General features: G+C 71.3%; 24 protein-coding genes. 15 read left to right on the forward strand and 9 right to left on the reverse strand.

Annotated features, from left to right (window positions below):
* Nucleotides 1-16 precede the first annotated feature (16 nt).
* A complete protein-coding gene (locus tag M3U25_RS11985; RefSeq protein ID WP_355501191.1) occupies nt 17-946 on the reverse strand; it encodes a DMT family transporter in 930 nt (309 codons plus the stop codon).
* A 110-nt stretch (nt 947-1,056) separates the two neighbouring features.
* Here M3U25_RS11985 and M3U25_RS11990 point away from each other — a divergent pair, with 110 nt between their 5' ends.
* On the forward strand, nt 1,057-1,536 hold the full coding sequence (locus M3U25_RS11990; protein ID WP_355501435.1) for an Lrp/AsnC family transcriptional regulator: 480 nt from the start codon (nt 1,057-1,059) through the stop codon (nt 1,534-1,536).
* 195 nt (nt 1,537-1,731) lie between these two features.
* Here M3U25_RS11990 and M3U25_RS11995 read toward each other — a convergent pair whose 3' ends face one another.
* Together M3U25_RS11995 and M3U25_RS12000 are read right to left on the reverse strand one after the other, a co-directional pair.
* Entirely contained in the window at nt 1,732-3,369 is a 1,638-nt protein-coding gene (locus tag M3U25_RS11995; protein ID WP_160946256.1) for a Na+/H+ antiporter, read from the reverse strand.
* Nucleotides 3,370-3,786: 417 nt separating this feature from the next.
* Nucleotides 3,787-4,260, reverse strand: a complete 474-nt coding sequence (locus M3U25_RS12000; protein ID WP_242159623.1) for a hypothetical protein — start codon at nt 4,258-4,260, stop codon at nt 3,787-3,789.
* Between the two features lie 372 nt (nt 4,261-4,632).
* On the opposite strand from M3U25_RS12000, the gene M3U25_RS12005 reads away from it, so the two are divergent.
* On the forward strand, nt 4,633-5,223 hold the full coding sequence (locus M3U25_RS12005) for a fasciclin domain-containing protein (RefSeq protein ID WP_355501187.1): 591 nt from the start codon (nt 4,633-4,635) through the stop codon (nt 5,221-5,223).
* Between the two features lie 117 nt (nt 5,224-5,340).
* Here M3U25_RS12005 and M3U25_RS12010 read toward each other — a convergent pair whose 3' ends face one another.
* The 4 genes from M3U25_RS12010 to M3U25_RS12025 form a co-directional block, all read right to left on the reverse strand.
* On the reverse strand, nt 5,341-6,783 hold the full coding sequence (locus M3U25_RS12010) for a UdgX family uracil-DNA binding protein (RefSeq protein ID WP_355501184.1): 1,443 nt from the start codon (nt 6,781-6,783) through the stop codon (nt 5,341-5,343).
* Nucleotides 6,784-6,839: 56 nt separating this feature from the next.
* Entirely contained in the window at nt 6,840-8,084 is a 1,245-nt protein-coding gene (locus tag M3U25_RS12015) for a putative DNA modification/repair radical SAM protein (protein WP_242159619.1), read from the reverse strand.
* 94 nt (nt 8,085-8,178) lie between these two features.
* The gene (locus tag M3U25_RS12020) at nt 8,179-8,985 is read right to left on the reverse strand and encodes a class III extradiol ring-cleavage dioxygenase (RefSeq protein ID WP_355501180.1); all 807 of its coding nucleotides are present in this window, start codon (nt 8,983-8,985) and stop codon (nt 8,179-8,181) included.
* A gap of 34 nt (nt 8,986-9,019) precedes the next feature.
* The gene (locus tag M3U25_RS12025; RefSeq protein WP_242159617.1) at nt 9,020-9,421 is read right to left on the reverse strand and encodes a DoxX family protein; all 402 of its coding nucleotides are present in this window, start codon (nt 9,419-9,421) and stop codon (nt 9,020-9,022) included.
* Nucleotides 9,422-9,530: 109 nt separating this feature from the next.
* Between M3U25_RS12025 and M3U25_RS12030 the strand changes: the two genes are divergently transcribed.
* A complete protein-coding gene (locus M3U25_RS12030) occupies nt 9,531-10,436 on the forward strand; it encodes a LysR family transcriptional regulator (RefSeq protein ID WP_242159616.1) in 906 nt (301 codons plus the stop codon).
* Nucleotides 10,437-10,548: 112 nt separating this feature from the next.
* Nucleotides 10,549-11,118 (forward strand): flavodoxin family protein, encoded by a 570-nt coding sequence (locus M3U25_RS12035; RefSeq protein WP_242159615.1) that lies wholly within the window; start codon nt 10,549-10,551, stop codon nt 11,116-11,118.
* Between the two features lie 201 nt (nt 11,119-11,319).
* Here the strand turns inward: M3U25_RS12035 and M3U25_RS12040 are convergent, their stop codons facing one another.
* On the reverse strand, nt 11,320-12,231 hold the full coding sequence (locus M3U25_RS12040) for a LysR family transcriptional regulator (RefSeq protein WP_355501175.1): 912 nt from the start codon (nt 12,229-12,231) through the stop codon (nt 11,320-11,322).
* 145 nt (nt 12,232-12,376) lie between these two features.
* On the opposite strand from M3U25_RS12040, the gene M3U25_RS12045 reads away from it, so the two are divergent.
* The 11 genes from M3U25_RS12045 (at nt 12,377) to M3U25_RS12095 (ending at nt 23,303) form a co-directional block, all read left to right on the forward strand.
* Nucleotides 12,377-13,444 carry an aldo/keto reductase gene (locus M3U25_RS12045; RefSeq protein WP_355501172.1) on the forward strand — a complete coding sequence of 356 codons (1,068 nt, stop codon included), beginning with the start codon at nt 12,377-12,379 and terminating at the stop codon, nt 13,442-13,444.
* Nucleotides 13,445-13,481: 37 nt separating this feature from the next.
* Nucleotides 13,482-13,901, forward strand: coding sequence for a carboxymuconolactone decarboxylase family protein (locus M3U25_RS12050; protein ID WP_355501170.1), 420 nt, complete (start codon nt 13,482-13,484; stop codon nt 13,899-13,901).
* 53 nt (nt 13,902-13,954) lie between these two features.
* A complete protein-coding gene (locus M3U25_RS12055; RefSeq protein ID WP_355501167.1) occupies nt 13,955-14,950 on the forward strand; it encodes an aldo/keto reductase in 996 nt (331 codons plus the stop codon).
* Between the two features lie 64 nt (nt 14,951-15,014).
* Nucleotides 15,015-15,716: a glycosyltransferase gene (locus tag M3U25_RS12060; RefSeq protein ID WP_355501164.1), complete on the forward strand. Its 702-nt coding sequence runs from the start codon at nt 15,015-15,017 to the stop codon at nt 15,714-15,716.
* A gap of 71 nt (nt 15,717-15,787) precedes the next feature.
* A complete protein-coding gene (locus tag M3U25_RS12065; protein WP_355501161.1) occupies nt 15,788-16,804 on the forward strand; it encodes a 3-oxoacyl-[acyl-carrier-protein] synthase III C-terminal domain-containing protein in 1,017 nt (338 codons plus the stop codon).
* A gap of 1 nt (nt 16,805) precedes the next feature.
* The gene (locus M3U25_RS12070; protein ID WP_355501158.1) at nt 16,806-17,783 is read left to right on the forward strand and encodes an NAD-dependent epimerase/dehydratase family protein; all 978 of its coding nucleotides are present in this window, start codon (nt 16,806-16,808) and stop codon (nt 17,781-17,783) included.
* The gene (locus tag M3U25_RS12075; RefSeq protein WP_355501155.1) at nt 17,780-18,628 is read left to right on the forward strand and encodes an MBL fold metallo-hydrolase; all 849 of its coding nucleotides are present in this window, start codon (nt 17,780-17,782) and stop codon (nt 18,626-18,628) included. Before M3U25_RS12070 ends, M3U25_RS12075 begins: the two co-directional genes overlap by 4 nt.
* Nucleotides 18,621-19,805 carry an ATP-grasp domain-containing protein gene (locus tag M3U25_RS12080; RefSeq protein ID WP_355501153.1) on the forward strand — a complete coding sequence of 395 codons (1,185 nt, stop codon included), beginning with the start codon at nt 18,621-18,623 and terminating at the stop codon, nt 19,803-19,805. The genes M3U25_RS12075 and M3U25_RS12080 overlap by 8 nt, the downstream gene beginning before the upstream one ends.
* The gene (locus M3U25_RS12085; RefSeq protein ID WP_355501150.1) at nt 19,802-20,917 is read left to right on the forward strand and encodes a hypothetical protein; all 1,116 of its coding nucleotides are present in this window, start codon (nt 19,802-19,804) and stop codon (nt 20,915-20,917) included. Before M3U25_RS12080 ends, M3U25_RS12085 begins: the two co-directional genes overlap by 4 nt.
* Nucleotides 20,918-21,058: 141 nt before the next feature.
* On the forward strand, nt 21,059-22,246 hold the full coding sequence (locus tag M3U25_RS12090) for a GGDEF domain-containing protein (RefSeq protein WP_355501147.1): 1,188 nt from the start codon (nt 21,059-21,061) through the stop codon (nt 22,244-22,246).
* 43 nt (nt 22,247-22,289) lie between these two features.
* Nucleotides 22,290-23,303 carry a Rieske 2Fe-2S domain-containing protein gene (locus tag M3U25_RS12095; protein WP_355501144.1) on the forward strand — a complete coding sequence of 338 codons (1,014 nt, stop codon included), beginning with the start codon at nt 22,290-22,292 and terminating at the stop codon, nt 23,301-23,303.
* Here M3U25_RS12095 and M3U25_RS12100 read toward each other — a convergent pair.
* Nucleotides 23,293-26,268 carry an EAL domain-containing protein gene (locus tag M3U25_RS12100; protein WP_355501141.1) on the reverse strand — a complete coding sequence of 992 codons (2,976 nt, stop codon included), beginning with the start codon at nt 26,266-26,268 and terminating at the stop codon, nt 23,293-23,295. The genes M3U25_RS12095 and M3U25_RS12100 overlap by 11 nt on opposite strands.
* Nucleotides 26,269-26,315: the final 47 nt, after the last annotated feature.

Below are 26,315 nucleotides of genomic sequence, written 5' to 3' on the forward strand. Positions count from 1 at the left end.
CGGTGGCGAACGCCGGCTAGCGTTGTCCGGTGTCGACGTCGCCGATGGTCGGCCGCGCGGGGCGCGGCCACGGCAGCACGCGCCAGCCGAAGTTGACCCCGGCCGCCGCCAGCAGGATCAGCAGCGCCCCGAGCACCTGCGTCCACGCCAGCGACTGCCCGAAGGCGATGCGATCGACCGCGATCGCCACCACCGGATAGATGAACGACAGCGCCCCGATCATCGCCGTGGGCAGTTTCTGGATGGCGCCGTACAGCAGCACATACATCACCCCGGTGTTGACCACGCCGAGCACCACCAGATCCAGCCACTGGCCGGGGCGGGACGGCAAGGCATCGAAGTGCGCGAACGGCGCCAGCAACACGATGCCGATGCCGAGTTGCAGCAGCGCCAGCAGGTGCGGCGGCGTGCCTTTCAGGTGCTTGGTGACGATCGACGACACCGCGTACAGAAACGCCGCGCCCAGCGCCAGCGCGACGCCCTGCAGGTACTCGCCCGGCACCGCGAGCACGGCCGGCGCGATGCGCACCACGCCCACCAGGCCGACGAAGGCCACCGCCAGCCACGCCACGGTCGAGGCGGTGATGCGCTCGCGGAACACGATCGCGCCCAGCCCGACCAGCATGAACGGCTGCGTGTTGTAGACGGCGGTGGCCATCGAAATCGAGGCGCGGCCGTAGGCGGCGAACAGCAGCAGCCAGTTGCCCACGATCGCGACGCCGCCGAGCAGCACAAGCGCCAGCATCCGCGGCGAAAACGCCTTGCGTCGCAACAGGCCCAGCGCCGCGCAGACGATGAGCAGGGTGGCGGCGCCGAACAGGCAGCGGAAGAACACCACGTTGACCGGCGATTGCCGCGACGACACGACCAGCCAGCCGATCGTGCCGGACATGAGCATGGCCACGACCATCTCGGCCGCACCACGGCGAATCTCGTTGGACGCCATCCCGGTTCCTTTCAATGTGTCCGATGGCGTCATTGTAGAAACCGCGACTTTGCGAAAACATGCTTAAACTTAGGCCATCCAGGAACATCGCCTCAGAAATTAATCCCTTTATGCAGAATCGCCTTTCCGTACCCATCGTTGCCACACTCGACGCGATCGACCGCGCCATCCTCGGCGCGCTGGCGCAGGACGCGCGCATGGCAATCAGCGAACTGGCCCGGCAGATCGGCCTGTCGGCGCCGGCCACCGCCGACCGCGTGCGGCGGTTGCAGCACCAGGGCGTGATCGCCAGGTTCACGGTCGAGCTCGACCCGCGCGCGCTCGGCTACACCTTGCAGGCGATCGTGCGGGTAAAGCCGCTGCCGGGGCAGTTGCACCTAGTGGAGGAGCTGCTGCAGCGCATCCCGGAAGTCGTCGAATGCGACAAGGTGACCGGCGAAGACTGCTTCATCTGCCGGCTGTACCTGCGCACCATCCAGCATCTGGACAGCATCCTGGCGAAAGTCAGCGAACGTGCCGAAACCAACACCGCAATCGTGAAATCCATGCCGGTGCCCAGGCGGCTGCCGCCGCTGGTCGAGGATGCCTAGCGCGGGGCGCTAGCCGTGCGCCCTGCTAACGACCATGCAGCAGCACCCGCGGCGCAGGCCACCGTGCGCCGATGACGTACAGAGGGCGAAGAACCGTGAACCGGCGCGAGCCGGCACCGGCACCGCGAAAAATCCGCAACGGCGCCAGGAACCCGCTTCCACGAATCCCCATTCCCGATTCCCCATTCCCAGCCCTCAACTCTTGCGCCGCGCCTCCAGCAGATCCAGATTGCGGATCAGCCGGCGCGCGATCTCGTCGGAGATCTTGCGCTGGCGGGTCAGCTTGAACAGTTCCTGGCGCTCGGCCTGCAGGCCGGCGTTGCGCAGTTGGCGCAGCACATTGTCCAGGCGCCGCGCCTCCTCCGGGTCGCTCTCCATCGCATCGCCGTGGTCGAGATGGCGCTGGTACAGCGCGCTGACCCGGTTGGCCGCCTCGTTGTACAGGTCGGCGTGCTCGCTGTCCTGCACCAGCCGCTGGCGCAGCTTCTCCACCGCGGCCAATGCCGCACGCGAGGACTCGCGCCGCGCCAGGTCTTCCTCCAGCCGGTCGCTCGGCTCTTCCGGCAGCTCCAGGCCGCGCAGCAGGCGCGGCAGCGCGATGCTGGCGACCAGCAGCGAGGTGACGATCACCGCGCTGGCCAGGAAGATCGCCAGGTCGCGCGCCGGGAACGCGGCGCCATTGGGCAGGGCCAGCGGCAGGGTCAGCACGCCGGCCAGGGTGATCGCGCCGCGCACCCCGGCCAGCGAGGTGGCCACCACGATCCGCCACGGCGGGCTTTGCCGGTCTTCGCCGCGACGGCGCGCCTTGAGCAGGGTCCAGCGCAGCGACAGCCACACCCACAGGAAGCGCAGCAGCAGCAGGCCGACGTAGATGGCCAGCGCGTAGCCGAGCAGCCACCACGGGTCCAGGTGCCCGGCTTCGTCCATGTTGTGCATGGCGCCCTGCACGATGCCCGGCAACTGCTCGCCGAGCAGCACGAACATGATGCCGTTGAGGGTGAACTGCACCATGTCCCACACCGCCGAGCGCTGCACGCGCATGCTGCCCGGGGCGCGGCCGCTCAGTTCCACGTAGCTCATGGCGATGCCGGCGGCGACCGCGGCGAGGATGCCCGAGGCGTTGATCGCCTCGGCCAGCAGGTAGGCCGCGAACGGCAGCAACAGGTTGACCAGGATCGCCGCGCCCGGCTCCTCGCCGACCTGGCGCCACACCCAGCGCTGCGCCAGGCTAGTGCCGACCACCACCGCGATGCCGGCGGCCACGCCGACCAGCGCCACCCACAGGAAGGTCAGCGAGGCGTCGGCCAGCGAGAACGCGCCGGTGATCGCCGCGGCCACCGCGAACTGGAAGCAGACCAGGCCGGAGGCGTCGTTGAGCAGCGACTCGCCTTCCAGGATGTGCATCAGCCGCTTGGGGATCGGCGCGCGCGCCGCGATCGAGGACACCGCGATCGGATCGGTGGGCGACACCACTGCGGCCAACGCGAACGCCACCGCCAGCGGCATGGTCGGGATCATCCAGTGGATCAGGAAGCCGGCGCCGATCACCGTGAACACCACCAGGCCCAGCGCCAGCTCCAGGATCACGCCCTTGTCGCGGAACAGGCCCTGCTTGGGGATGCGCCAGCCGTCCAGGAACAGCAGCGGCGGCAGGAACAGCAGGAAGAACAGCTCCGGCTCCAGCGCATAGCCCTTCTTGAACACGCCGGCGATGATCGCGCCCAGGCCGATCTGCACCAGCGGCAACGGCAGCGAGAACGGCAGGACGCGCACGAGGTAGCCACTGGCCACCACCGCCAGCAACATCGCCAAGACCACTTCGATCGAATGCATGCTCGTCCGGACGGCGGCGCCACGCCGGCGGCGCCGCCCATGAATGGGGGGAGCCTGCAAGCAAAGCGCACCGCGGCGGCGATGTCCAGTGGCACGGCGCAGCCGGCCGCTGATGTCGCACCGTTGCCGCCCGGACGGCTGGCCCACAACTGGGGGGGCAAGATGGGCAGCGCTCGCCCTGGACCCAGCGGCGTCCATCAAGCCGGATCTGGACGCCCCGGTGCGTCACCGATGGATGACGGCGCGGCCGGCGTTGTCCGCTGGCTGCACTGCGTCGCGCGACGCTTGATCCGCCCCCCATGTTCCTGACTCGACAGGTGTGGAACGGCAACGCGTCGCTCCCTGCAATTCGCCAAGGGAGCGCACGAACGCACCATGCCCCGAGCATGCCACGCGGCAGGCACGTAACCGGATCGACTACGGCGTGTAGGGTTCGAACACCTTGTCTTTTCCCGTGGCGGTGCTAATGGTCCATATTTGCGTGCAATACGCGCGATTGATGTAGATGTAGTCGCTACGTGCATCCACGTCGTTATCGAGACTCGCGTCGTAGTCCTTTTGCTTGGTCAGAAACAGGGCGATTCCCTGTTTGCCTCTGTCCCCCTTGATGGGCGTGATCAGCACGGCAGCCCCTTTTTCCTCCCAGGCATCGGGCAAGTCCATCTCAAAGCACAGCCAGCGATCGCCCGGCGTCGCCTTCAGGCCCAGCACCCGTGCTACCGGGCTACTGTTGTCGGCAAGTTGCTCCGGCGAAAGGCGTGTGACGTAGCACGCTTTCGGCTTTCCTTCCGACTGATCCTGTGCGCTTTCGATGAACTCCCATCCCTTGCTGCCGCCCAGTCGCTTTACCTTGCTCAGAATCGACACAGGGCCGTAGTGGTAGTACTTCATGCCATCCTCTCTTTGCATGTGATCGTGCGGTTGATTGGCATGTCCCTGCATCCCGGTCGACGGCAGATGCCGATCGCGTTCCGCTGGCAACACCGGCGGCTTCCAGTTGATCGACAGGACCGGACCGTGATTGGCGAAGGGCCATGCACCCACAGAATCGGCCGACGGCGAAGCAAGAGATGCCGGGCAAAACCTGATTTGCGGCCAGTACCCGCCCTACTCTTCCCATCTGGCGTATTGCAGCGAGCGCGACGACATTGGGAACGCTCGTTCATCATTATCTGGGCCGCGTGATGCAACCGCGCCGGCGCTGGGCCCGTAAAAGCGTATGCACGGTCGACTGGCCGCGCATCCCTTTCAAGGAGCAAGCCCATGAAACTCCATTTGCTGGCCCTGGCCCTCGCCGGCCTCGTCTCCCTGCCCGCCATGGCCGACACCGGCCAGGCCGTGGCGCACGACCACGCAGCGATGAGCGAGGCCAAGCCGAATCCGATGGTCGGCGGCGCGCCGATGTATGCGACCAAGGACATCATCGACAACGCGGTCAACTCCAAGGATCACACCACCCTGGTCGCCGCGGTCAAGGCCGCCGGCCTGGTGGACACGCTGAAGGGCGCCGGCCCGTTCACCGTGTTCGCGCCGACCAATGCCGCCTTCGCCGCCCTGCCGGCCGGCACGGTCGACACGCTGCTCAAGCCGGAGAACAAGGAAAAGCTGACCCAGGTGCTGACCTACCACGTGGTCCCCGGCAAGCTCGATGCGGCGGCGCTGCTGGCGCAGATCAAGGCCGGCGGCGGCAGCGCCAAGCTGATCACGGTGCAGGGCGAAACGCTGATCGCCAAGACCCGCGGCGGCAAGGTCACCCTCACCGACAGCAAGGGCAATACCGCGCACGTCACCACCGCCGACGTGATGCAGCGCAATGGCGTGATCCATGTGGTGGACAAGGTTTTGATGCCGTAAGCACATCGGGGGTGCATTGGCATCGCGGGGACGGCTGCGGCCGTCCCCGTTTTGCGCCTCCCTGCGCTCGACGACGGCAGCACGCCCGACTGCGACGACCGCCGCGTGCGCAGGCCGTCAGTCGTCGGCACTGTCTCCGTGCAGCATCGGCACCTGCTCCACCAACATGCGCAAGTCGCGCACGAAGCCTTGATAGGCGGCCTCTCCCGCTTCGCCGCCGCGCTGGCGCAGCACCCACGACGGATGCACGGTGGCCAGGGCACGCGTGCCGTCGTCCAGCGCCTGCCACTGCCCACGCTGGGCCATCAGCGCAAACCGGTTCCCCAGCACCGCGCGCGCCGCGGTCGCGCCCAGGCACAGTACGATACGCGGGCGCACCCGCGCCAGTTCGCCGGCCAGCCACATCCGGCAGGCCTCGACATGGGCACGCTCGGGATTGCGGTGCAGCCGCGCCTTGCCGCGTTGCTCGAAGCGGAAATGCTTGACCGCGTTGGTGACGTACATGCCGGCACGTTCGACCCCCAACTCCTGCAACGCGCGGTCGAACAGGCGCCCGGCCGGGCCGACGAAGGGACGTCCGCTCAGGTCCTCCTCGTCGCCGGGCTGCTCGCCGACCACCATCACCGCGGCATCCTGCGGACCTTCGCCGAACACGGTCTGGGTGGCCGGCTGCCACAGCGGACATCGGCGGCAGTCGCGGGCCGACGCGCGCAGCGCCTCGAGGCTGTCGTCGGCGGCCACCGCCGGCGCCGGGGCCGGCGCGGGAATGCGCCGACGCACCGGCTCCGGCGCGCGCTCGGCCATCTCGCGCACACGCTGCCCGGCGTCGCGGATCAGCGTGGGCAGCAACTGTGCCTCCGGCAGGTGCTTCCAGTATTTCTGCGGCATCTCCTGGCGCATCATCGTCGGGTTGAGCCGCGCCGGATTGAAGATGTTGGCGTAGTAGGTACGCCACAGCGCGTCCTGCGCATCGTCGGCCGGCGCATCGGCGCGCTGCGCGCCGGCGCCGAACTGCAGCGTCTCGCCATCCCAGCGCACACTGCGGTACGGGGTGAGGATCGCCCAGCGCATGCCGGCAAAACGGCGTGCGAAGAACGGTGCCACGCGATCGACGATGTGGTGCTCCGGCTCGAACCAGGCGATGTAGGCCTCCTGCTCGCCCGGCACCTCACGGAAGCGCACGAACGCCTTCATCTTGTGGCTGTCGCGGCGCACCGCCTGCGCCCATTGCTGCGCGCGGTGCACGTCGGCATCGGTGACCCGCTGCAGCAGCGCGCGCTCGCCGCCGGCGATGCGCCACAGCAGGCGGTACAGCAGCGCATGCCGCTGCGGATCGCGATGGCACAGCACCGCGCCGGCCAGCGCCAGGAACTCGGCCGACACCCGCGGCGGCGGCACCTGCGCAGGCAGCGCCGCGACGTCGGTGCCGGCGAGCAGGCCGCCCTGCGCATCGCCATCCCAGGCCAGCGTCTCCGGCGCCACCTGCGCACACCATGCCGCCCGCGCCACGGCCCGCCACGCCTCCAGGCTCCACGGCGGCAGCACCTCAGCCTGAAACACGGCACGCCCCGCGCATCGCTCCTGCGCCTGAAACGCAACAGGCCGCGCCCATCGCGTCAATCAAACAGGCCACCCTGCCGCGGCGCCGGCGCCAGTTGCGCGCGCAGCCGCTGCGGATCGTCCAGCCGCTGCCGCGGATGGTGATCGAGCACGCTGACGAACGGCAGCAGCTTCTTCAGCGGCACCCGCAGCCGCGCCAGGTCCTCGACCCGCAACCGTGCGTGCCGCCGCGCCAGCAGCAGCCGCTCGACGTTGCGCGTGCCCAGCCCCGGCACCCGCAGCAGCAGTTCGCGCGCGGCGGTGTTGAGATCCACCGGGAACCGCTCGGGGTTGCGCAGCGCCCAGGCCAGCTTGGGGTCCACGTCCAGATCGAGCATGCCGCTGGCCGCGGGCGGGGCGATCTCCTCCACCGAGAAATCGTAGAACCGCAGCAGCCAGTCGGCCTGGTACAGGCGGTGCTCGCGCTGCAGCGGCGGCGCCAGCAGCGGCAGCTTGCTGGAGGCGTCGGGAATCGGACTGAACGCGGAGTAGTAGACCCGGCGCAGGCGATAGTTGCCGTAGAGATTGTGGCTGGTGTGCAGGATCGCGCGGTCGTCGGCGCCATCGGCACCGACGATCATCTGCGTGCTCTGCCCGGCCGGGGCGAAGCGCGGCGGCTTGGCGCGCACCCGCGTCTCGGCCTTGCGCGCCTCCTTGCTCTCCTCGATGCGCCAGCGCAACTCGCCCATCGCCGCACGGATGCCGCCGACGTTCTTCTCCGGCGCCAGTTGCGCCAGGCCGCCTTCGGTCGGCAACTCCACGTTGATGCTGAGCCGGTCGGCGTAGCGGCCGGCGGCGGCGAGCAGTTCCGGCGCCGCATCGGGAATGGTCTTGAGATGGATGTAGCCGGCGAAGCGATGCTCCTCGCGCAACTGCCGCGCCACCTCGACCAGTTGCTCCATGGTGTAGTCGCTGTTGCGGATGATGCCGCTGGAGAGGAACAACCCTTCGATGTAGTTGCGCTTGTAGAAATCCAGGGTCAGCTTGACCACTTCGGCCGGGGTGAAGCGCGCGCGGCGCACGTTGCTGGACACGCGGTTGACGCAGTATGCGCAGTCGAACACACAGAAGTTGGTCAGCAGGATCTTCAGCAGCGACACGCAACGCCCGTCGGGCGTGTACGAATGGCAGATGCCCATGCCCTCGGTGCTGCCGATGCCGCCGCTGCGCAGCGAATGGCGCTTGTCGGCACCGCTGGAAGCGCAGGAGGCGTCGTACTTGGCCGCGTCGGCGAGCACGGCGAGTTTTTCGAGGGTATTCACCGGCCGACGATGCCGGGTCCGCGTCTCAAACGGTGAGACGCGGATGCGCTGCGGCCTTCACCGCCATGAATCGCTCAGGTCGACGCGCCGACGTTCAGGCCGCGGCGCGTGCCGCGGCGCCATCGAAGCGATAAATGTCCATCGCCAGCAGGCCGGCGTCGATCCCGGCGTCGATGCGCTGCGCGCCCAACCCGTCCATGCCCGCCGCGCCCATCGCCACGTAGATCGGCAACCAGTGCTCGTCGGTGGGATGCGCACGCGCGGCGAACGGCGCCTGCCGCCGGTAGTCGAGCATCGCCGGCACGTCGTCGCGGCGCAACGCCTGCTCGGTCCACTCGATGAACGGACGCACGTAGGGCACTTCCTTGCCCTCGGCGTAGCGGCCGAAGTCGTGCAGGTTGTGGGTGATGCTGCCCGAGCCGATCACCAGCACGCCGTCCTCGCGCAGCGGCGCCAGCGCTCGGCCCAGCGCCAGATGGTGCTCCGGCCCCAGTTCCGGCTGGATCGACAGCGGCACCACCGGGATGTCGGCCTGCGGGTACAGCAGCGACAGCGGCACCCACACGCCGTGGTCCAGCCCGCGGCGCTCGTCCAGCACCGGCGCCAGCCCGGCCTGCGCCAGCAGCTCGGCGACCTGGTGGGCCAGCGCCGGCGCGCCCGGCGCCGGGTACTGCATCGCATACAGCGCCTGCGGGAAGCCGCCGAAGTCGTGGATGGTCGGCGGCTGCGCGGCGGCACCGACCAGCGGCCGCCGGCCCAGCCAGTGCGCCGAGGCCAGCACGATGGCGCGCGGCCGCGGCAGCGTCTTCGCCAGTTCGGCCAGGCGCGTGCCGACCAGGCCGGGCTGCAGCGCGGTCATCGGCGAACCGTGCGAGATGTACAGGGAGGGCAGACGGGACATGACAGGTCTCCAGAAGGGACAGGAAACACCGCGCTCAGCGCGTGCGCAACACGAAGCGGCCGTCGCCGATCAGGAACAGCACCGCCAGCGCCAGCGCCCAGAACGCCGGGTACTCCCAGCCGCCGCCGGGATTGGCAAAGCCGAAGCCGTTGGCGCCGTGCACGCTGACGATGGTGCCGAGCAGCAGCGGGATGCCGAGCAGCCCCACCCAGCGCGCGTACACGCCGAGCAGCAAGGCCGCGGCGAGGGTGAACTCCAGCGCCATCGCCACATAGCCCAGCGCGCCGGGCAACCCGAGCGACACGAAGTAGGCGGCGGTGCCGGCCGGGGTGAACACCAGCAGCTTGGTCAGTGCATGCACCAGGAACAGCGCGCCCAGGGCCAGGCGCAGCAGGGTGGCACCGTAGGGCGCCAGGCGGGAGACGGGAGCGGACATGGGAGACCTCACGACGGGGCAGGGAATGGGGAACGCTGTACAGGCTATTCCCGTCGCCGCCACGAATAAATTATCGTTATTTCGAGAATTCATTTCGGGATCCGCAACAATGGATACGCTTGATGCGATGCGGGTGTTCGTCGCCGTGGTCGACCGCAACGGCTTCAATGCCGCCGCCGAGGCGCTGGGCATGTCCACGGCCAGCGTCACCCGCCAGGTGGCGTGGCTGGAACAGCGCCTGGGCTCGCGCCTGCTCAACCGCACCACCCGCCGGGTCAGCCCGAGCAGCGTCGGCGCCGCCTACTACCAGCGCTGCCAGTTGCTGCTGGCCGAGTTCGACGACATGGAGGCGGCGGTCGGCGAGCAGGCGCTGACGCCCTCCGGCACGCTGCGGATCAACGCCCCCTTCAGTTTCAGCATCGCCCGGCTCGGGCCGCGCCTGGCCGGCTACAGCGCGCGCTATCCGCAGGTGGCACTGGACCTGACCCTGTCCGACCGCCTGGTGGACATCGTCGAGGAAGGCTACGACCTGGCGATCCGCATCACCCGGCAGGTGGCGCCGACCTTGATCGCGCGCAAGCTCGGCGAAGTGCAGGCCTTCCTGTGCGCGGCACCGGCCTACCTGGCGCGCGCCGGCACGCCGCAGCTGGCGGCCGACCTGGCCGGCCACGCCTTCCTCAGCTACAGCTACGTGCAGGACGACCTGACCCTGCACGGCCCCGAGGGCGCGACCCAGGTGCGGGTGGCCGGCACCCTGCGCGCCAATTGCGGCGACGTGCTGCGCGAGGCGGCCATCGCCGGCATGGGCATTACCATGCAGCCGGACTTCATGGCCGAGGCGGCACTGGAAGATGGCCGCCTGGTACGGGTGCTGCCCGAGCACGAGGTCGGCCCGATCGGTGTCTACGCGGTGTACGCCAGCCGCAGCCACCTGGCGCCAAAGGTGCGCAGCTTCATCGACTACCTGGTCGAGGTCGGCATCGACCGCAGCATGCGCTCCCCGGCCGAAGACTGAACCGAACCGCGGCGCGCGGTCGGACACAACATCCCGCCGGTGGCGCTGATCCGGGCGGCCGGGCGTGCGCACAATGCCCGCGCTTTCCCCCTTACCCTTCAGGAGTCCGCCTATGAGCAAGATCGTGATCGTCTACTTCAGCGGCTACGGCCACACCGTCAAGCAGGCCGAGGCCGTGCACGCCGGCGCCGCCAGCGTCGGCGAGGCCACGCTGTACCGCATCGACCAGGACGGCAACCTGCCCGACGGCGCCTGGGAGGCCATCGGCCAGGCCGACGCCATCATCTACGGCAGCCCGACCTACATGGGCGGCCCCGCTTGGCAGTTCAAGAAGTTCGCCGACGCCAGCTCCAAGCCGTGGTTCGCGCAGGCCTGGAAGGACAAGATCGCCGCCGGCTTCACCAACTCGGCCTCGGTCAACGGCGACAAGTTCGCCACCATCGAATACTTCTGGACCCTGGCCCAGCAGCACGGCCAGATCTGGGTCGGCACCGGCCTGCTGCCGTCCAACACCAAGGCGCACGGCCCCAACGACGTGAACTGGACCGCCGGCTCCGGCGGCGCGCTGGCGATCTCGCCGTCCGACGCCTCGCCGGACGAGGCGCCGCGCAGCGGCGACCTGGAGACCGCGCGCCTGCTCGGCAAGCGCGTGGCCGAGTTCGCGGCCAAGCTCAAGGGCTGAGCCGCTTCGGTGCCGCCCGCGCCGGGCGGCACCCTGCACCGCGATCGCCGCGGTGCATGGGGCGACACGATGCCCCCTTCAGCGCCCGGCCCCTGTCGGTCGGGTGCTTCGGCAGCACGACGCAATCGCGCGTGCGGCACTGCCGCCTGGTCTCGCCCTTCCCCTTTTCGCAACCGCCGGCCCCGAGCCAGCCCCGGCGATCTACGCCGTGCCGCCCGTCGCATGCGCCGCGCGCAGGTGATCGATGAACACGCGCAGCTTCGGCGGCAGGTGCTCACGCGCCGGGTAGTAGATGTGCCAGCCGGCAAACGGCGCATGCCAGTCGTCCAGCACCCGCTGCAGGCGGCCGGCGGCGACGTCGGCGGCGACCTGCCACTCGAACGCCTGGCCCAGCCCCAGACAGCGGCGCGCGGCGTCCAGGCCGACCGCGGTGTCGTTGACCACCAGCCGCCCGGTGACCTCGACCAGGAAATCGTGGCCGTCGCGGGTGAATTCCCAGGCCTGCAGGCGGCCGTCGGTGCGCCGCCAGCGGATGCAGTCGTGCTCGGCCAGCTCGGCCGGCGTGCGCGGCGTCCCATGCGCGGCGAAATATGCCGGCGCGGCCACCACCGTCTGCCGCTGCGGCGGCCCCAGCGGCACCGCGATCATGTCGCGCGCCAGGCTCTCGCCCAGGCGGATACCGGCGTCGAAGCCGCCGGCGACGATGTCGGCCAGGGTCCGGTCCGAATACAGCTCCACGCTGACCTCCGGATAGCGCGCCAGGAACGCCGGCAGCTGCGGGCACACCAACTGCTCGGCGGCCACCAGCGGCAGGTTGATGCGCAGCGTGCCGGCCGGGCGGTCGCGCAGGAAATCCAGGTCGGCGAAGGCCGCATCGATCTGCGCCAGGCCCGGCGCCACCCGCTGCAGGAAGCGCTCGCCGTGCTCGCTCAGGCCGACCCGGCGGGTGGTGCGGTTGAGCAGGCGCGCGCCCAGTTGCGCCTCCAGCGCGCGCAACGTCTGCGACAAGGCCGAGGGCGAGACGCCCAGTTCGGCGGCGGCGCGGGTGAAGCTGCCGTGGTGGGCCACGCGGACGAAGGCGACGACGGCGGACAGCGGCGGTGGACGGTGCATGGGGAACAGGCGGCAGCGGCAGGACGGACGCGCGGGGTGCGCCCGCCATTGTTTAGCACACCTTCAAGGCACATGCGGATTACCCGGATTTATCCATGGCGACGCGGCGCCTACAGTGCCCGCACCCCACCTGGAGACCGCTGCGATGGCCCTCGATCACTACCGCCTGCTCGGCCGTTCCGGCCTGCGCGTCAGCCCGCTGTGCCTGGGCACCATGACCTTCGGCGCCGACTGGGGCTGGGGCGCGGACGAGGCCGAGGCGCGCCGCCTGTTCGACCTGTACGTCGATGCCGGCGGCAACTTCCTCGATACCGCCAACATCTACACCAACGGCAGCGCCGAGACCCTGCTCGGCCGCTTCGTCGCCGGCCGCCGCGACCGCCTGGTGATCGCCAGCAAGTTCGCGCTCAATCCCTTCCCCGGCGACCCCAACGGCGGCGGCAACCACCGCAAGGCGCTGCTGCGCTCTGTCGACGCCAGCCTGGCGCGGCTGGGCACCGACTACCTGGACCTGCTGTACCTGCACGCCTGGGACGGCACCACCGGCATCGACGAGGTCATGCGCGGTTTCGACGACCTGGTGCGTGCCGGCAAGATCCTCTACGCCGGCATCTCCGACACCCCCGCCTGGCAGGTGGCGCGCATGCAGACCCTGGCCGATCTGCGCGGCTGGACGCCGTTCGTCGCCCTGCAGATCGAATACTCGCTGGCGCAGCGCACGGTCGAGCGCGAACTGGTGCCGATGGCCGAGGCGCTGGGCATGTCGGTGCTGGCCTGGTCGCCGCTGGCGATGGGCGTGCTCACCGGCAAGTACGGCGCCGCCGACCTGGCGCGGGTGCGCGCGGCCGCCTCCGGCGGCGCGCAGGTCGATGGCGTGGGCCGCGCCGAGGTCGCGCATTCGCAACGCACCTTCAATGAGCACGCGCTGGCGGTGGCCGAGGCGGTGGTGGCGCTGGCCGCGGACCTGCAGCGCTCGCCGGCCCAGGTGGCGCTGGCGTGGTTGCTGGCGCGCGGGGCGATGCCGATCGTCGGCGCGCGCAGCGTGGCGCAGTTGCAGGACAACCTGGGTGCCCTGACCTTGCACCTGGACGCCGAGGCGCTGCAGCGGCTGGACGCCGCCAGCGCGATCGAACTGGGCTTCCCGCACGACTTCCTGGCCTCGCCGAATCCGCAGGCGCTTCTGAGCGGCGGCACCCGCATCCAGCCGCGCTGAGCGCGGCGACCGTCCCTTCGCACACGAGGAGCGTTGCATGGCATCCACCACGACCACACTGCCGAGCAGCATGACCCTGGCCGAGGCCGAAGCGGCCGGCATCGCGCAGATCGCCGCACTGATGGGCCCGCAGCAGGGCGCAGCGATCCGCGCCCTGGCCGACGACGCGGACACCGCGCTGAGCGGCCGCGGCGCCGCCATCGCCTTCGGCGAGATCTACCGCGCCGACAGCGCGCTGGACCTTAGAACGCGCGAACTGGTCACGGTGGCGGTGCTGGCCAGCCTCGGCCACGCCGCACCGCAGTTGCGCCTGCATCTGCGCGCCGCGCAGGCGGCGGGCGCCAGCCGTGCAGAGATCTTCGCGGTGCTCGACCAGTTGTACGCCTACGTTGGCTTCCCCACCGCGCTCAACGCGCTCGCCATCGCGCGCGAGGTGCTGGACGCGCCCTCACCCTGAGCGAACCGGACACCGGCCACGCTTTCCCTCCCCTCCCCCTCAGGAGCAGTTCCATGCAAACCCGCACCCTCGGCCGCAACGGCCCCCGCGTCTCCGCCCTCGGCCTCGGCTGCATGGGCATGAGCGCGTTCTACGGCGGCCGCAGCGACGACGCCGCGTCGATCGCGGTCATCCATGCCGCGATCGAGCACGGCGTCAGCCTGATCGACACCGCCGACATGTACGGCCCGCATACCAACGAAGTGCTGGTCGGCAAGGCGCTGGCCGGGCGCCGCGACCAGGTCGTGCTGGCGACCAAGTTCGGCATCAAGCTCGACCCCAACGACCCGGCCGCGCGCGGCATCGACGGCCGCCCGGAATACGTGCAGTCCGCCTGCGAGGCCAGCCTGCGCCGGCTCGGCGTGGACCATATCGACCTGTACTACCAGCACCGCGTGGACCCGAACGTGCCGATCGAGGACACCGTCGGGGCGATGGCGCGGCTGGTGGAACAGGGCAAGGTGCGCTTCCTGGGCCTGTCCGAAGCCGCTGCCGGCACCATCCGCCGCGCGCACGCGGTGCATCCGATCACCGCGCTGCAGAGCGAGTACTCGCTGTGGTCGCGCGATCCGGAACACGACGGCGTGCTGGAGACGGTGCGCGAGCTGGGCATCGGCTTCGTGCCGTATTCGCCGCTGGGCCGCGGCTTCCTGACCGGGGCGATCCGCTCGCCGGAGGACTTCGAGGCCGACGACTACCGGCGCCATTCGCCGCGCTTCCAGGGCGAGAACTTCGCCCGCAACCTGCAATTGGTGGAGCGGGTGCGCGAACTGGCCCAGGCCAAGGGCGTGACCCCGGGCCAGCTGGCGCTGGCCTGGGTGCTGGCGCAGGGCGAGGACCTGGTGCCGATCCCCGGCACCAAGCGCCTGGCCTACCTGGAAGAGAACCTGGGCGCGCTGCAGGTGAAGCTGAGCGCCGAGGAGCTGGCGCAGATCGAGGCGATCTTCCCCGCCGATGCCGCCGCCGGCCATCGCTACCCCGCCGCCTCGCGCGGCGCGCTGCAGGGCTGAACCGCGTCCCCGGCCGCGGCGCGGGTCGATTGCCCGCGCCGCGCCGGCCCCGCATGATGCGGGGGTGATCTCCTTCATCGTCCCCGCGCACGACGAAGCCGCCCTGATCGGCGACACGCTGGCCTCGCTGCACGTCGCCGCCCAGGCGCTGCGGCTGGACTGCGAGACGCTGGTGGTGGCCGACGCCTGCAGCGATGCCACCGCCGAGATCGCGCGCCGGCATGGCGCGCAGGTGCTGGAGGTGGAACTGCGGCACATCGCCGCCGTGCGCAATGCCGGCGCCGCCGCCACCAGCGGCCGCCACCTGCTGTTCGTCGATGCCGACACCCGGGTCAACACGCCGCTGCTGGCCGCGGCGCTGCGCGCGCTGGGCACCGGCGCGGTCGGCGGCGGCGCGCAGGTGCGCCTGCTCGGCGACATCGCCTGGCACGAACGCCTGGCCCAGACGCTGTTCGGCTGGCTGTTCCGCTGCACCGGCATCGCCCCCGGCTGCTTCCTGTTCTGCACGCGCAGCGCCTTCGTCGCCGCCGGCGGCTTCGACGAGCGCTACTACGCCGGCGAGGACGTCGCCCTGAGCCGCGCGCTGGCGCGGCAGGGACGCTTCGTGATCCTGCGCGAGCCGGTGCACACCTCCGACCGCAAGCTGCGCAGCTTCAGCAAGCGCGAGCACCTGGGGCTGTTGCTGCAGTTGCTGCGCCGCGGCCGCGGCATGCTGCGCTCGCGCGACGCGCTCGGCTTCTGGTACGGGCAGCGCCGCGGGCGCTAGGGCGCGCCGCTGCGGTTGCCGGCGCCGAGGTGCTGGCAGTACGCTGCGCGCCCCTTGTGCGAGCTTTACGGATGAGCGTCCACACCAGCAGGCCCATTGCGCTGCGTCTCCTCGGCACGGGCGAGTATCTGCCCGCGCAGCAAGTGCCGGCGGAGACCTTCGACCGGCGCTGGGGCAAGCCCGCCGGCTGGACCCTGCGGCACACCGGGGTGGCCACGCGGCACTATGCGGGCGCCGACGAGCCGGCCACCTTGATGGGCGAGCGCGCCGCGCGCGCGGCGCTGGAGGCGGCGCAGTTGCAGGCACACGAGGTCGATTGCGTGATCAGCGCCTGCAGCCTGATGGAACAGGCGATCCCGTGCAGCGCGGCGCTGCTGCACGCGCGGCTGGGCCTGCAGGGCAGCGGCATCCCGGCCTTCGACATCAACGCCACCTGCCTGAGCTTCATCGCCGCACTCGACTTGGCCGCGGGCGCGATCGCCGCCGGCCGCTATCGCCGCGTGCTGATCGTCTCCAGCGAGATCGCCAGCGTCGGCCTCAACCCGGACGATGCGGACACCGCGCCGCTGTTCGGCGATGGCGCCGCGGCGGTGGTGCTCGGCGCCGACACCGGCGACAGCGGTTCGCAGTTGCTGACCGCGCGCCTGGAAACCTACTCCGAAGGCATCGACCACTGCCGCGTGCGCGCCGGTGGCACCCGCCTGCGCCTGGATCACGGCGTCGACGCGCTGCGCGCCGGCTCGCAGTTCGAAATGAACGGCCGCGCCACCTACCGCCTGGCCGCGGCGAAGCTGCCCGGCTTCCTGCAGCGGCTGCTGGCGCAGGCCGGGGTCGAGCTGGCGCAGTTGCGGCGGATCGTGCCGCACCAGGCCAGCGCCAAGGCGCTGCGCCACCTGCGCGTGGCGCTGGGGCTGGCGCCGGATGCGCTGATCGAGGTGATCGGCCACCGCGGCAACCAGATGGCCGCGTCGATTCCCGCCGCGTTGCACCAGGCGATCGCCAGCGGCCGCATCGTGCGCGGCGACCTGATCGGCCTGGTCGGCTCCGGCGCCGGGCTGGCGTTCGGCGGCGCGGTGTTGCGCTACTGACATGGCCCGCGTCCTGGTCACCGGCGCGTCCGGGTTCATCGGCGCCTACGTCGTGCGCGCACTGGCCGAGGCCGGCGTGCCGGTGCGCGCCAGCGGCCGCGACGCCGCCAAGCTGGCGGCCTTCGCTGGCGATCCGTGCATCGAGGTAGTGCCCGCCGAGCTGTGCCGCGACGACTTGGCGCCACTGCTGCATGGCTGCGATGCGGTGATCCACTGCGCCGCGCTGTCGGCGCCGTGGGCCAGCGCCGAGACCTTCCGCCTGGCCAACGTGGTCGCCACCGAGCGTTTGCTCGACGCCGCGCTGGCTGCGCGTGTGCGCCGCTTCGTGCACTTCAGTTCGCCGAGCATCTACTTCCGCTTCAACGATCAATACCAGATCACCGAAGACTTCACCCCGCCGGCGCGCTGGATCGGCGGCTACCCGCAGACCAAGTGGGAAGCCGAGGAGAAGGTGCGCGCGGCGGCGGCGGCCGGGCTGCCGGCGGTGGTGCTGCGCCCGCGCGCGGTGTTCGGCCATGGCGACAACGCGATCGTGCCGCGGCTGCTGGCGGTGGCGCAGCGCGGCTGGTTCCCGCTGGTCAACGGCGGCCGCGCGATGATCGACGTGTGCTGCGTGGAGAATGCCGTGGCCGCGGCGCTGGCCGCGCTGCGTGCCGAGCACATCGGCGACGGCCGCGCCTACAACATCAGCAACGGCACACCGATCGCCGTGCGCGACCTGGTGACCGAACTGTTCGCGGTGCTGCGCCTGCGCGTGCGGCTGCTGCCGGTACCGCGCGGGCCGGCGCTGGCCCTGGCCACGCTCGGCGAACAGATCGCGCTGCGCCGACGCGGCCAGCCCGAGCCGCGGCTCAGCCGCTACGGCATCGGCGTGCTCGGCTATTCGCAGACGCTGGACATCCGCCGCGCGCGCCGCGAACTCGGCTATGCGCCGGTGCTGTCGACCGAGGCCGGGCTGGCCGCGCTGGGGCAGTCATGAGCGCGCCCCGGCTGCGCTGGCGGCTGTACGAAGCCGGCCACTGCACGCACCCCGAACGCGCCACGCGCCGCGGCGCGCCGCTGGCGCCGTGTCCGTTCCCGGCGCTGGCGGCCCTGCTGCAGCATCCGCGGCACGGCGACCTGCTGTTCGACACCGGCTACGCGCGCCACTTCTTCGACGCCACCGCGCGCTTTCCCGAGCGCCTGTATCGCTGGCTGACCCCGGTGCAGCTGGCGCCCGGGCAATCGTTGCGCGAACAGCTCGTCCGCGACAACGTGGAGGTGGACCGCATCGGCTGGATCGTGCTGTCGCACTTCCACGGCGACCACGTCGGCGGTGTCGCCGATTTCCCGCAGGCACGCCTGGCCTGCGCACGACAGGCCTGGGACGACCTGCAGCGCCGCGGCCGCCTGGCCGCACTGCGCGAAGGCTTCCTGCCGGCGCTGCTGCATGGCGCGCGCCCGCGCATGCACTGGATCGAAGCGCTGCCCGCGGCCGCAACGCCCGCCGCGCTGCGCGACTTCGGCCCACCGCGCGACCTGTTCGGCGACGGCAGCGTGCTGCTGGTACCGCTGCCCGGGCATGCGCCGGGCCACTACGGCCTGTGGTTCGAGGACGCGCAGGGCCCGGTGTTCCTGATCGCCGATGCGGCCTGGTCCAGCGCCGCGCTCGCCGACGGCACGCCGCCGCCGGCGCTGGTCACCCGCCTGCTCGGCGAGCATCGCGTGTACCGCGACACCCTGGCGCGACTGCATGCGCTGCGCCAGGCCGAGCCGGGGTTGCGGCTGGTGCCCTCGCATTGCCGGCAATGGCGGCCAGCGCAGGCGGCGCACAGGCATGGCTGAGGCGCCCGGCGTGCTGATCACCGGCGCGCGCGCGCCGGTCGCGCTGGACCTGGCGCGCCGCTTCGCCGCGCAGGGCTGGCGGGTGCATCTGGCCGACAGCGTCGCCAGCCGCATTTCCGGCTGGTCGCGCGCGGTGGCCGCGCATCACCGTGTGGCGCCGGCGCGCGATGCGCCGCGCGCCTGGCTGGCCGATCTCAATGCCCTGCTCGCGCGCGAGCGCATCGACGTACTGGTGCCGACCTGCGAAGAGGTGTTCTACCTGGCCCGCTACCGCAGCGCGCTGCCGGCGCAGCTGCACCTGCCGCTGCACGACTTCGACACGTTGCGCACGCTGCACAGCAAGTACCACTTCATGGAACTGGCGCGCGGGCTCGGCAGCGACGACGTGGAGGTGCCTGCCGGCGTGCGCGTGCGCAACCTGGCGCAGGCGCGCGAGTGGGCCGGTTCCGAACCGCTGGTGCTCAAACCGGAGTTCTCGCGCTTCGGCGTGCATGTGCGACTGTACCCGGACGGTGTGCCCGCCGATGCCGCGCCGCTGCCCGCACAGGGCGACTGGGTCGCGCAGCGCTACTGTGCGGGCGAGGAGCGCTGCTCGTACGCGCTGGCGCGCGACGGCGCGTTGCTGGCGCATGCGGTGTACCGCCCGCGCTATCGGCTGCGGCGCAGTTCCAGCTATTACTTCGACGCGGCGCCGGATCCGCAGATCGAGCGCTTCACCGCGCAACTGGTACAGGCGCTGCGCTTCACCGGGCAGATCTCCTTCGACTGGATGGTGTCGTCGGAAGGGCGCTGCAGCGTGATCGAATGCAATCCGCGCGCGACCAGCGGCCTGCACCTGTTCGCCGCAGCCGACCCGCTGGTGGGCGTGCTGTGCGGCGACGCGGGTCCGACGGCGGCGCCGCTGCGCCCGGCCGACGACCGCGCGGCGATGCTGGGCATGCTGATGCTGGGCGTGGCGCTGCCCGCGGCGCTGGGCCATGGCCGCCTGCGGCAGTGGCGCCACGACTACGCGCGCGCCGAGGACGTGCTGGCGCCGCGCGGCGACCGCTGGCCGCTGGCCGGCACGCTGTGCGACCTGGGCAGCCATGCGCGGCTGGCGCTGGCGCAGCGCTGCAGCGTCCGCGAGGCCGCCACCCGCGACACCGAATGGGACGGCGAGGCGCTGCCGCCGCCATGACCGGCGCCGATGCCGAGGCCGCGGCGGCCGATTACGCCGCGCAGCTGCAGCGTTTCGCCGCACTGCATGCCGGCGGCGAGGCGCAGCAGCTGGCCGACAATGCGCATGCACGCATCGAGGTGCTGCGCGCCGGCGCACTGGCGCTGCCGGTGACGGTCGGCGAACGCCACCCGGGCAATGCCTGGGTCTGCTCGCCGCGCACCACGTATGCCGACTACGCCGCCGAGGAAGCCACGCGGCTGCTGCCGGGCGCGCTGGCCGCACCGGTGCGCGGGCTGTGCGGCGGCATCGGCGCGTGGCTGGACTGGGCGCGCATCGACCGCGCGGTCACCCTCAACAACTGGCTGCTGTCCACCAACCTCTATCCGCCGCTGCCGCCAAGCGGCCTGCGCACGCTGCTGGACGCCGCACGCACGCGCTGGCCCGACCACGCGCTGTGGTTCCGCTCGCTCAACGCGGTGGACACGCCGCAGTGGCTGCACGCGCTGCAGGCCGAGGGCTTCACCCTGATCGCCAGCCGCCAGGTCTACCTGTACGAGGACTGGCCGCAGCTGCTGCGCCATCGCGACCTGGCCCGCGACCTCAAGCTGGTCGACCGCCGCGACCTGCAGCGCTGCGGCAACGAGGCCATCGGCGAGGCCGATTACCCGCGCATCGCCGCGCTGTATGCGCAGCTGTATCTGGAAAAATATTCGCGTTGCAATCCGGCCTACCACGCCGGCTTCCTGCGCGCCTGGCACCGCGCCGGGCTGCTGCGCTTCGATGGCTTCCGCGACGCTACCGGGCAACTGGTGTGCATCACCGGCCTGTTCGGCATCGGCGGCACCGTCACCGCGCCGATCGTCGGCTACGACCTGCGCCTGCCGCAGCGGCTGGCGCTGTACCGCACCCTCACCGCCTGCGGCATCGACCATGCGCGACGGTACGGCCAGCGCCTCAACCAGAGCGCCGGCGCCGCCAGCTTCAAGCGCCAGCGCGGCGGCGTGCCGGTCATCGAATACAGCGCGGTCGATGCGCGGCACCTGCCGTTGCGGCGACGCCAGCCGATCGCCGCGCTCGGCGCGCTGACCCGGCACATTGGCGTGCCGCTGATGCGCCGGTATCGGCTGTGAGCGGAGCCGCACCGCGCGTTTTGCATTCCGTAACCGTTTTCAGCGCAAAACGCGCGCGTTTTGCCGAATGCCGGGCGCACCCGCTGCCTTATACTTTGCTGCACCTGCAACACCCCATCGCCGCTGCGGCCCGGGACATCTGTGGAATGGATTGCGCATCTGGCCCATGCCGGCACCCTGCTGATCGTCAATGCGTTGCTCGCGGCGGTGTCCTCGGCGATGTTCCTGGCCCTGTACGTCACCGGCCGCAAGGAACGGCATGCGCGCAGCCTGTTGCTGCTGGCGCTGAGCTACGCCGTCTTCGCCCTCGGCTTCGGCATCCTGCTGGCGCCGATCTGGCAGGTCACCACTCCCTGGGTCAACCACACCGGCAACGTCACCCTGGACGTGGCCACCGTGCTGGCGCTGGTGGCGGTCAACACCTACCTGCAGCGCCCGCTGCTGCAGTGGACGCTGCTGCTGCCGGTCGCGATGCTCTGTGTGCTGGAACTCTACAGCCTGCATTACGCCGGTCACGATCACCGGATCATGGTGATCTTCGGCGGCCTGGTGCGCGGCATCCTGACCGTGGCCACGGCGGTGGCGTTGTGGCGCCATACCAACAGCATGGTGCGCACCGCGGCGCGCTTCACCGCCATCTTCCACTTGCTGTGGGCCGGGATGATCGGTCTGCGCATCGCCTGGTGGGCCGTCCATTCCGATGTCGGTCTCAGCCAGGACCCGACCACGAACTTCGGCTTGCTGGCGCGCATCGTGCTGACCGCCAGCATCACCCCCGGCTTCCTGTGGATGCTGACCCGCGAAATGAACGCGGAACTGGTCCGGCATGCCTCGCAGGATCCGCTCACCGGCGTGACCAACCGCCGGGTGATGTGGGAGCGCGGCGAAGCGGCGACGCACGATGCGGCGCGCACGCAGGGCGCGATCGCCGTGCTGATGATCGACGTGGATCATTTCAAGGCGATCAACGACCGCTTCGGCCATGCCGTCGGCGACCAGGTGCTGGTCGCCATCGCGCAGACGCTGACGCAGCAGATCCGCCTGCCCGACCTGCTGGCGCGTATCGGCGGCGAGGAGTTCATGGTGCTGGTTCCGCAGGCCGACGAGGCCGGCGTGCGCGATCTCGCCGAGCGCCTGCGGCGACGCATCGAACAGCAACAGATCGGCGCCGCGCAGGAGGCGCCGCTGGCGTGCACGGTGAGCATCGGCTATTGCCTGTCGCCAGGCGCGCAGGCGTCCTGGCAGGCCCTGGTGCTGGCGGCGGACCAGTCGCTGTACGCGGCCAAGCGCGCCGGCCGCAACCGGATCGCCGGCACCGCCATCGCATGATCGCCTGCCGCGGACCACACACGATCGCGGCGCCGCGCGCGGCATGAGTACATGGCATCCGTCCCTGTACCGGCAGTGGTTCGCCGTCGCGCCCGCCACGGCGTTGCGACGACGGCCGCTGGCGGTATCGGTGATGGACCGGCATGCGGCGATCGCGCGCTGCGCCGACGGCCGCCTGCTGGCGCTGGAAGACCGCTGCCCGCACCGGCACGCGCCGCTGTCGGCCGGCTGCGTCACCGGCGACCGCCTGTCCTGCCCGTATCACGGCTGGCGCTTCGACCACACCGGCGCCCTGCGCGAGATCCCCGGCATGCCACCCGGGCAGACGCCGCCGGCCGTGCGGGTGCGCGCCTTCGCCGCGCGCGAGCACGACGGCCTGATCTGGCTGCGTCCCGATCCGGTAGGCGCGGACGCGCCGTCGCACCTGGTACAGGCGCTGCAGCCCTCGGCGCGGCGCTTCCTGTGGCGCACGCGCTGGGATGCGCACGTGGTCGATGCGCTGGAGAACTTCCTGGATCCGCTGCACACGCATCTGCTGCATCCGGGGCTGGTGCGACGCGGCGGCGCACGCACCGCCATGCGCGCCGAACTGCGCTACACCGAGGAAGGCTTCCACGTGGACTACCGCGGCGCCGCGGCGCAGAGCGGCTGGCTGTACCGCTTGTTCGAATCGCCGCGCACGCTGGAACGTGCGCACTTCGCCGCCCCTGGCAGCGCGCAGATCGAGTACCGCTACGCGCGCGGCGGCCGCGTGCGGATCAGCCTGCACTTCACCCCGCTCGGCGTGCGCAGCACCGAGGTCTTCGCCAGCCTGCACGTGGAGGGACGCTGGGCGCCGGCGTGGGCGGTGCGCCTGTTGGTGTGGCCGCTGCTGCGCCGGGTCGGCGAACAGGACCGGCGCATGCTTGCACTGCAGTCGCGCAACCTGCAGCGCTACCCGGGGGCGCGCGGTGCCTCCACCGCGCTGGACCTGGTGCGCGAACCGCTGCGCCGCTACTGGGCAGGCGAGGCGCTGCCGGCGCCGGGCAGCGGCCACGACGTGGAGATCATGCTGTGACCGCGCCGAGCCGCTGCAGCACCAGCGGCAACGGCGCCGGGCGTCCCAGCAGATAACCCTGCACGCCGCCGCAGCCGTGCGCGCGCAGCCAGCGCAACTGCGCGTCGGTTTCCACGCCCTCGGCGACCACGTCCAGCCCCAGGCAATGCCCCAGGGTCAGCAGCGCCTGGCAGATCGAGGCGTTGCGCGGGTCGCGGTCCACCTCGGCGACGAAGCTGCGGTCGATCTTCAGCGTGTCCAGCGGCAGGTCGCGCAGATACGCCATGCTGGAGAACCCGGTGCCGACGTCGTCCAGGGCCACGCGCACGCCCAGCGCGCGCAGTTGCCGCAGCACGTCGCCGGCCTGCTGCGGCTGCCGCATCAGGCTGCTCTCGGTCAGTTCCAGTTGCAGGCCGTCGGCGGCCAGCCCGGCATCGGTGCAGGCCTGCACCAGGTCGGCGACCAGATCGCCATCGAAGAACTGCAGCGCCGACACGTTCACCGCCACCGGCAGGTCCGGCCATCCGTGGTCGGCCAGTGCGCGGCGCGCGCGCGCCGCCGCGCGCAGCACCCACCGCCCCAGCGGCAGGATCAGCCCGGTGTCCTCGCACAACTGGATGAACGCATCCGGCGCAATGAAGCTGCCGTCGGCCTGCGGCCAGCGGATCAAGGCCTCGAGCTCGCGCGGCGCACCGCTGCCGGCGTGCATGATCGGCTGGAAGTGCAGTTCGAACTCCTGGCGCTCGATCGCCTGCTGGAGGCGTCCGGCCAGGCGCAGGCGTTCGCCGGTGCGTGCCGCCATGGCGCGGTCGAAGCGCACCAGGCTGCGGCCCTCGGCCTGTGCCGCGTGCGCGGCCTGCGCGGCGCTGCCGATCGCCTCGTCGGCGTCGGCGGCATCGTCCGGACACAGCGCCACGCCGATGTGCGCCTGCAGTTGCTGGGCGAACTCGCCACCCTGCACCGGCGCATACAGCGCCTCCTGCAGCGCCTGCAAGGCCTGCGGCAGGGCCTGCGGATCCAGGATCGCCAGCACGAAGTCCTGCGCCGGCTGGTGCGCGCTCAGGCCGAAACGCTCGCCGAGCGCGCGAATGCGCGCGGCCACCGCGCTGCGCACCGCGTCGCCGACGGCGCGGCCCAGGGTGTCGCCGATCAAGGCCAGGCCGCGCACCTGCACGTAGGCGATGGCGTAGCCACCGCGCTGGGCGCGCAAGGCGTCGGCGAGGGCGTGCGGCTTGAGCAGGCCGGTGCTGAACTCATGGCGCGCCAGATAGGCCAGTTCGCGCTCGTGGGCCACGCGCTCGGTGACGTCCTCGGCCAGGATCAGCCGCGCCGGCACGCCGCCGAATTCCAGGTCGGCGCTATGGATGCACACCGACAGCAGGCTGCCGTCCTTGCGCCGGTGCGTCCACATGCTCGGCGCATCGAACCCCTGCCGCGGTTTGCGCACGTCCTGCAGCAACCGCTCGGCATCCTCGGCCGGGCGCAGATCGCGCAGGTCCATCGTCAGGAATTCCTCGCGGCTGTAGCCGTACTGGCGCACTGCGGCCTGGTTCACTTCCAGGAAGCGCAGGCTGTCCACGGCGAACACCCAATACGGCAGCGGATTGCGATCGAACACCAGCCGGAACTGGCGCTCGGCATCGAGCAGACGCGCCTGCGCCTGCACCCGGTCGCTGACATCCTGCACCGCACCGGTCATGCACATGCCCGTGCGGGTACGCACCAGCGCGCCACGCGCGGCCAGCCAGCGCAGGCGTCCATCGGGCAGATGCATGCGGTAGACAGTGTTGTAGTCCGCGCGGCCCTGCGCAGCGTCCTCGTACAGCTGCGTCACCCGCGCGCGATCGGCGTCGTGGATCCGCTCCAGGAACGCCTCGATGGGCATCTGCATGCGTTGCAGGCCGAACATCGCCCCGGTCGGCTCGGACAGGCGCAGCACGCGCTCGGCGATGTCGATGCGCCATGTGCCGATGCCGCCCATGCCGTGCGCCAGGCGCAGGTCCTCGTCGCCGCGGCGCAGGCGCTGCAGCAGATGGCGCTGGCGCCGCTCGGCACGGCGCAGGCTGCCGAGCAGATAGCCCAGGCCGAGCAGGTACAGCACGTACACCAGCGCCGCCGCCGCGGCGAACCACCACCAGCCGGACAACGTCTCGCGCAGCCCCACGCCGGCCACCGCCAGCAAGGGATACGCGCCGCCACCGCTCAGCGCCAGGATCCGCGGCGTGCGGTCGAAGACATCGCGGTGCAGCCCCAGCGCGCCGCCGTGCGGCATCGGCTGCGCGAGTGCCAGCGGCAGCCGCGGCTGGCTGGCCGCAAGCAGGCGGCTGGCGGCCAGCAGCCTGCCCTGCGCGTCGGTCAGGGCGACGATGCCGTCGCGCCCGCTGTCGGTGCCTTGCACGATCCGCTGCAGCGCGGCCACCCGCCATTGCGCCTCCACCCAGCCGTCCGTTCCCCAGGGCACGGCCACCCGCACCACTGCCGTGCCATCGGCCAGGCGCAGCGGCGGGCTCACGCAGATCCGATCGCCGCAGCGCCCACGTTGCCGCCAGTCGCGCAGGCGCGCATCGCCGGCGCCACCGAAGCGGCGTTGGCCAGTCGCATCCAGCAAGGCCACATCGCGCAGTTCCGGATGCCGCGCCAGCAGGCCGCGCAACGAGGCGGCGATCAGGTCGGGCGCACGCACTGGCGTCTCCGCCAGCAATGCCTGCGCGCCCAGGCCTTCGCCATGCAGGGCCTGGCCGAGATTGTCCAGTTGCAGCTGCAGCAGCCGGTCGGCGCCGGTGGCCAGCGCCAGGCTCTGGCGCTGCGCCGCGGCCAGGCGGTTGTGGCGGTCCTGCGCCAGCACCAGCACCAGCCCCATGGCCAACAGCACCGCCAGCACCAGGCCCCAGGTCGCGATCGCCCGCAGCGGCGCGCGCGTGACGCGTCGCAGGCTGTGCCGAAAGCGATGGTCGCGCTTCCTGTCGGCGAGCGGCTTCTGCAGCATCGGGAGTGGGAACGGGCGGAAGGTGCTGGTTACAGCGGCCTGGGACC

Origin of the sequence: Xanthomonas sp. PPL134 (assembly GCF_040595915.1) — a bacterium.
GTDB classification, from domain to species: Bacteria; Pseudomonadota; Gammaproteobacteria; order Xanthomonadales; family Xanthomonadaceae; genus Xanthomonas_A; species Xanthomonas_A indica.